The organism is Micromonospora sp. NPDC049580, assembly GCF_040675595.1.
GTDB lineage: Bacteria > Actinomycetota > Actinomycetes > Mycobacteriales > Micromonosporaceae > Micromonospora.
Genome location: NZ_JBFAPG010000380.1, coordinates 1 through 6,256 on the forward strand (window position 1 = coordinate 1; position 6,256 = coordinate 6,256).

Sequence of the window (6,256 nt, forward strand, 5' to 3'; positions counted from 1 at the left end):
CCCGGATCCAGCCGCGCCGCGGCGACCACCTCGTCGACGCGCCGGCGCAGCCGGGCCTCGAAGGCCCGCCGGTCGTCCGGGGACACCCGCTCGGCGGCCGGGCCGGTCCACCGGAAGTCCGGCGCCGCGGCGCGTACCTCCAGATAGCCGCCGCGCGGCGCGACCACCTCCTGCCGGGAGCGTTCCAGGGCGCGGGCCAGGGCCGCGGCGAGCGCGTCGGTCACGGCCGCCGGCCGCTCGGTCACCGACCGGGCGTCCAGCCGGATCCGCACCGGCACGTGCACCGAGATGGCCACCGTCAGAACCGCCCGTCCAGGTGCTCGGCGAGCCGGGCCAGCGCGAGGTCGGCGAGCGCGTCGGCGTCGAGGGCGCCGCCGGCCGCGACCACCTCGATCTCCACCGGGAAGTGGTACGCGATGACCGCGCGATCGTCCTCGGCCACCTGCTCGGCTTCCGCCTCGCTGCCGGCCGCCGGCAGCACCAGCTCACCCGCGTGCACCAGGGCCAGCCCGGTACGGGTGACCCGGGCGGCGCGGCCAGCTCCGGTCGCCATCTGCTACCTCCGGTTCCTCGTCGGTCGGTTACGGCAGAACGGACGGGTCGCCGGTCTTCGGGTCGACCGAGGCGGCCAGGCTGAAGCCGCTGAAGGTCGCCGCCGGGGCGCCGGAGATGGTGGCGGTGGTGGGTGTCGCGCTGGTGATCAGGCAGTCCCGCAGCACGAAGGACGAGAACGCCCAGTCGTCGCCGGTGTGCTCCAGCAGCGCGATGTCGAACAGCTCGCCGTCGAGCGCCAGCTTGGTGAGCCGGCCGGCGACATCCCCGATCGCCTTGACGGTCATCGTGAAGTTCATCGACACCGGCGCGTGGATGACGCCCATGTGGGTCACCTCGCACGAGTGCAGCGCCTCGACGTTGAGCGAGAAGGACGGGCTGAACGAGTCGATCGGGCTGATCAACACCGTCTCGGTGCCCTTGGTGTACTGCACCGCGAGGCGGGTCTTCCACTCCATGGTCTGGTTCCTCCGGTCAGAACTTGGCCACGAGCGTGACCAGCAGGCGGCTCACGGCCGGGCCGTACGTGACGGTGACGACCAGGTCGACGGTGCGGTCGGCCCGGGCGGCGGTGACGATCGAGGTGTCGGTGGCGGTACGGGCGGCCTCAGGGATGGTGAGGATGTCGAGCACCGGGATCTCGACGCGGTAGTCGTCGATCACCGCCTGCCGCTTGAGTGGGCCGAGGATGCCGTCCACCTGGGTCTTGAGCAGGGTCATGCCCGGCTTGGTGATGCGGGCGTCGCCGACCAGGCCGATGAGACCGGCGCGGAGCATGAACTCGATCTGGTCGAGGGTGCGGACCAGGTCGACGTGCAGCAGGCTCGCATCGGTGGTGAACAGCCGCCCGTCGGCGAAGTGCAGGCTCTCGCCGGTGATCAGCGTCGGGTCGATGATCGGGGTGAGGTTGGCCTCGGAGAGGCCCTTGATCTCGGCCGGGCTGTACTGCTTGGCCACCGGGATGGCCACCCCACGGATCTTCTTCAGCACGATGCTGTGGTGCACCGGCAGGCCGGCCACGGCCGCCATCGCGGCGGTGGCGGCGTCGCCGTCGGCGCCCCGGGCGGCGATCATCACCATCCGGCTGGTGCTGCTCTTGAGTGGGTTCGCCGCGGTGGTGATGTCGGCGACGTAGCTGGGGCCCTTCTCGGTGGCCGGGTTGACCATGGCGAAGCCGATCCGCCGCTGGCCGGCGGCCGACATCGTCTCCACGTGCGCCTTGAGCGCCTGCAACCCGGTGGGCGCCCCGGCTCCGGCCGGGTTGCCGACGGTCGACTCGTTGGCCAGCGACACCATGGTCACGTCGTCGGCGGCCTCCAGACCGCCGAGCGCGGCCGCGTAGTCGTCGCCGGCCACCTTGACCCCGTACACCTTGGCCGGCCGTGGGTCCTGCAGGAACGCCAGTTCGAGCGAGTTGTAGAGGGCGTTGCGGACCACGTTGCCGGCCTGCCGGCGGGCGAAGTTGGTGACCGCGTCGTCCAGGGTCTCGATCCGGACCGGCGTGTTCGCCGGGGCGGAGCCACCGTCGGCCGTGGACGGCGCCTTGCCCACCACGGCGATGACGCCCGGCGAGCGCTGGGCCAGCGGCGCCGGTGGCGGCACGATCCGGACCTCGATGAACGGGAATGCTGCTGTCGGTGCCACGGGTCCTCCCGGACGAAGTTGCTGCTGGTCTGGGTTCTCAGGTCGTCACGGCGGCCAGTCCGATGCCGCTGCGGGCGAGCCACTGGCCGGCGCGGGCGAACCGGGTGGCCCGCTTCTGCGCGGCGGTGCCGGCGTCGCCGCCGGGCCAACCGTCGTCGTCGAACGTCTCGATGGGGACCACCCAGACCGCGACCACCCGGTGCCGCCGCCGGACGTCGTCGGGTGCGGGCACGTCCAGGCCCAGCTCCTCGGCGCGGGCCCGGACGAGCCGCGTCTCGACGAGCAGGTCGGCGAGGGAGAAGCCCCGGTCGCGGATCAGCACGGCGGCGGCGAACGGCAGCGGACGGGGTGTGGGTGGCGCGGCCGGCGGCGCCGCGTAGCGCAGCCGTACGGTGGCGCCGGCGGTCTGCCCGCGCATCCGCGCCACCAGGTCACCCGCGTTCGCGGCGCCGACGCCCGCGAGCAGCCGGTCCAGGTGCGCGTCGGTGAACGCGGCCGGCTGGTGCAGGCCCGCCCGCAGCCGGGCCACCAGTCGGGTGCGACGCTCGGTCTCCAACAGCGCCGGGTCGGTGGGCAACGCGCCGAGGTCGGCGATGATCTGCGGGTCGACGTCGAAGGCCGGCACCGCCACGTCGAGGTCCTCGACCCGGTCCCGGGCGAGGCTCGTGCGCACCACCAGGCTGCCCCGCCAGAGCGCGTCGATGCGCAGCGCCGACCCGCCGAGGCCGTGCAGCCGGACGCGCAGCTCGGTACGGGTGGTGCCGCCGGAGCCCAGCCACTCCCCCTCGGCCAGCGTCGCGGGCGCGGCGGCGAAGCCGAGGGTCAGCTCGTCGAAGACCGCCGCGTACGGGGGCGCGACCGGCATCGCCTCGGTGTCGTACGCGGCCTCGACCAGGTGGGCCAGCGACGCGTCGTCGAAGACGGCGGCGCGGGTGCCCGGATCGGCCAGCCGCACCAGCACCCCGTCGACGAAGTCCACCGCACCGGCCTCCCCGCTGCCCCTGCCAGGGCACGCCGCCCGGCTGGGCACGAGGATCGCGAAGGGGCCGTCACCCGAGCGTCACCACCACCGTCACCGTGCCCCGGCGAGGTCCGGACTGTCGGGAACTGAGCACCCACACAGTCAGCGGCGGCTTGTCGACTGACCGTCCTCGGCCGGGCTGGCGTTGTCTCGGCGGGAGGCACGATCCGGCGCGCCCGGCGCCGTCCGGCCTCGGTCACTCGTGAGAGCGACATACCTCAGAGTCATATTCATTCCTCAGAGTCATAACGCTCATTGGAGTAACCACCCCGCCGGCCGTCACCGACCGCGACATTCCGTACGTGCCTCCCGATCCGGCCGGGGCGACGCCTCGAGGGCCGGCCGAGTGCGACCGGCCGGCCCTCGGGTCGGTCAGAGCCGGTAGAAGTCGGTGTAGTGGTTGGGCGAGAACCAGGTGGCGCCGCTGCTGCGGTTCACCACGATCCGGTACGCGTCGCGGGCAGCGCCCTGGGTACGCGGGTACACGTCGTACTCGTAGTAGGTGGCGTTGGTGGGCAGTTGACCCTCGTTGTTGTAGAACCGGCCGCCGGCGAAGTTGGACAGCCCGCCGCTCCAGGAGTACCAGCCGCGGCTGGTCGGGAAGCCCTTGGCGGACCAGCCGGAGCGGGCGGTGCGCGCGTCCGCGCAGCGGCTGACGGTGCAGGAGCTGTAGACCGCCGCCGACGCGGAGTCGGTCAACCGTGGGGCCACCACGGACGGGCCGATCAGCGCGGCGGCGACCATGGTGAGGAGCAGGGCGAGGGTGGTGGTACGCTGGCGGATCGCGCCGAGCGTGGCCAGCGGGGACACGAGGGTGGACACAGGCTGCCTCCAGACCATCCGATCCATCGATCCGCGTGATTGGCGGACCGGAGTCAGTCTCGCCGTTGCCGGCCGTCAGCAACAGCCCGCGCACCCCAACTGCTCCACAATGCTCGATGAACCCCGGACCATCGGTCCCCCCACCAGCGGGGGCAGCGCGAGCATCCCGACGCCGACCCGACCTGGGGCCATCGGCGCGGCTACGGGCATATCGGTCATCGGTTGTTAGCGTGACATGCGGATCGGTGACCGTGAAGGGGTGCCATGACGGACGCTCCCGAGGAGAGGCCGAGGCCCGCGTACCTGTGGCGTCGGCGGGGCATCCGTGGGCTGACCATCGCCCGGGACGTGAGTGTCCGGGGTTGGCGGTGGTGGGCACGGACGTGGGATCGGCTGGTGGCCGCGCTCCAGGACGAGGCACCCGTCGGAGCCGGGGCCGGACCGTCCCCGCCGGGTCCGCTCATCGAACAGCGCGACGCGCCCCGGCTGATCGCGGTCCCCTCTCGCGGGTACGTGTACTCGTTCTACGTCCGCGCCACGTTCGCCTGGTCGTCACCCGCGAGCCTGCGCGCCGAGGTGTTGAGCTGGTACGTGCAGTACTTCCAACCGAACGCCATCCAACGGCTGACCCGGCTGGCCGCCGACGCCGCCCGGGACCTGCCGCCGCACCGGGCAGCCGATCTGGAGGTGGCGTTGCAGCGGGCGCTCGCCGACGATCCCGAGTGGCGCTACCAGCGCGGTGACGTCCTCATCACCTGCCGACCCGACGCCGCCGTCCGGCTCGACGAGCGGATCATGCCGGCGCTCCAGCCGCACGTCGACCGGATGGTGAAAATGGAGTACCAGTTCGACGAACAGTTGCGCAGGGCGACGTACGCCGAGGAGCTGAGCCGACGGTGGACGACGATCCTGGGCGACCACCTCGACGCGGACGCCGACCAGGAGGTGGCCGACGCCCGCCAGCACCTGCTCGCCGCCCAGCGGGAGGCCGCGCGGTGGATCGGCGAACTCCTTCATCTCCGCGCCACCAAATCTTGATCGGGTCGGCATAGACCTTCATGCCGATTGTTCCCGATCCGCGCGTTCTGCCATGATCGCCAACGCTGGCCCGGCTGGCTAGCATCCTCCCGTCCACCTCCGAGTAGCACCGCATCCCGCTCATGATCACTTGATGCTGAGCAGTTGTCAGGGGCTCCGGAAAACTAGTCAGCATCAAGTGATCATGAGCGAGCGCGGCGGCTGGCGAGGATTGCCAGGGTCTGCTGGCGGACCTCGGCGGGGTTCGCCAGGAGGCGGCGGTGGGTGAAGCGGACGACGAGGATTCCCCTGGTGGCCAGCAGGGCGTCGCGGCGGAGGTCGACCTCGCGTTCGACCGGATCGCCATGGGTGGTGGCGCCGTCCAGTTCGACGTTGACGCGCTCCGCCTCGGCGAACATGTCGAGGTAGATGGTTCGGGCACCGACCCGTACCCGCGCCTGCCGGATGAAGGTGGGCATACCCGGACCCGTGAAGACGTGGTCGTGACCCCAGATCTCAAGCGGGCTACGGCAACCGGCGGCGAGCCGATCCAGCAGACCGCGCAGCGCCGCGCGATCGGCCAACCGGGGCACGTCGGCCAGGGCGACGACGAGCCGCTGTGGCGTGGTGAGCCGGTCGTTGACCGCCCTGATGAGGGGCCCGGCGCGGGACGTCCACGCCCGTGCTCCGGATCAGGGCGGCGTCCAGGTAGACCCCGGGCAGCGGGCGCGCCAACCGACCCGCCCGCCGGGCGGCCTGAATCGTCCACTCGGGTGCCACTCGCACCACTTCTGACCAGGTGCACAGCCCACCGCCCCGAACCAACAGGGCACGCAGTCGCGAATCCACGGGCCCGACCGTGCCGCACGGAGCCGTCGACCATTGCCTGTGCGGGCACCGCTGTGGACAGTGAAGGAGCCTGTGGACAGCACACCACTCCGCGGATCCCCATGGTATGCGGTGGTGATCCGTCCGGGCCTGCCCGGCCGTCGCCGCGCCGTCCGGGTCGGTCGTGGGAAAGAGCATGAATGAAGAAAGACGTTCGTCGGACGGGATGAGATCGTGGCTGCGCGGCGCCTGTCACGTCGCCCCGCACGGGCAGTCGTCGCCGGCAGAGGCGTCCACCCGGTCGGGCCGGTTCACGGCTGGAGGGCAGATCACCATGGCGCACATCGATCTGGGGATCGACGAGAAGGAGTT

8 protein-coding genes are annotated in these 6,256 nt (G+C 71.9%); 1 reads left to right on the forward strand and 7 read right to left on the reverse strand.

Going from position 1 to position 6,256, the window contains the following annotated elements; genetic code table 11:
• The 6 genes from AB0J68_RS24555 to AB0J68_RS24580 all read right to left on the reverse strand — a co-directional run.
• Positions 1 to 296 (reverse strand): hypothetical protein (locus AB0J68_RS24555; protein ID WP_363940583.1); only part of this gene is annotated, 296 nt, incomplete at its 3' end.
• Between the two features lie 2 nt (positions 297 to 298).
• Positions 299 to 553: a hypothetical protein gene (locus AB0J68_RS24560; RefSeq protein WP_088989350.1), complete on the reverse strand. Its 255-nt coding sequence runs from the start codon at positions 551 to 553 to the stop codon at positions 299 to 301.
• 28 nt (positions 554 to 581) lie between these two features.
• A complete protein-coding gene (locus AB0J68_RS24565) occupies positions 582 to 1,010 on the reverse strand; it encodes a hypothetical protein (RefSeq protein ID WP_234582446.1) in 429 nt (142 codons plus the stop codon).
• 16 nt (positions 1,011 to 1,026) lie between these two features.
• Positions 1,027 to 2,196, reverse strand: a complete 1,170-nt coding sequence (locus AB0J68_RS24570) for a hypothetical protein (protein ID WP_354859592.1) — start codon at positions 2,194 to 2,196, stop codon at positions 1,027 to 1,029.
• Positions 2,197 to 2,233: 37 nt separating this feature from the next.
• Positions 2,234 to 3,175, reverse strand: a complete 942-nt coding sequence (locus tag AB0J68_RS24575) for a hypothetical protein (RefSeq protein ID WP_354859595.1) — start codon at positions 3,173 to 3,175, stop codon at positions 2,234 to 2,236.
• A gap of 414 nt (positions 3,176 to 3,589) precedes the next feature.
• Positions 3,590 to 4,039 carry a ribonuclease domain-containing protein gene (locus AB0J68_RS24580; protein WP_363940584.1) on the reverse strand — a complete coding sequence of 150 codons (450 nt, stop codon included), beginning with the start codon at positions 4,037 to 4,039 and terminating at the stop codon, positions 3,590 to 3,592.
• A 264-nt stretch (positions 4,040 to 4,303) separates the two neighbouring features.
• On the opposite strand from AB0J68_RS24580, the gene AB0J68_RS24585 reads away from it, so the two are divergent.
• On the forward strand, positions 4,304 to 5,077 hold the full coding sequence (locus AB0J68_RS24585; RefSeq protein WP_363940585.1) for a hypothetical protein: 774 nt from the start codon (positions 4,304 to 4,306) through the stop codon (positions 5,075 to 5,077).
• 182 nt (positions 5,078 to 5,259) lie between these two features.
• Here the strand turns inward: AB0J68_RS24585 and AB0J68_RS24590 are convergent, their stop codons facing one another.
• Positions 5,260 to 5,640 carry a DUF559 domain-containing protein gene (locus tag AB0J68_RS24590; protein WP_363940586.1) on the reverse strand — a complete coding sequence of 127 codons (381 nt, stop codon included), beginning with the start codon at positions 5,638 to 5,640 and terminating at the stop codon, positions 5,260 to 5,262.
• Between the last annotated feature and the right edge of the window lie 616 nt (positions 5,641 to 6,256).

Bases quoted from the DNA above. Each gene is read 5' to 3' on its own strand.
- AB0J68_RS24585 (WP_363940585.1), top strand. From the start codon at position 4,304: ATGACGGACGCTCCCGAGGAGAGGCCGAGGCCCGCGTACCTGTGGCGT.
- AB0J68_RS24560 (WP_088989350.1), bottom strand. From the start codon at position 553: ATGGCGACCGGAGCTGGCCGCGCCGCCCGGGTCACCCGTACCGGGCTG.
- AB0J68_RS24565 (WP_234582446.1), bottom strand. From the start codon at position 1,010: ATGGAGTGGAAGACCCGCCTCGCGGTGCAGTACACCAAGGGCACCGAG.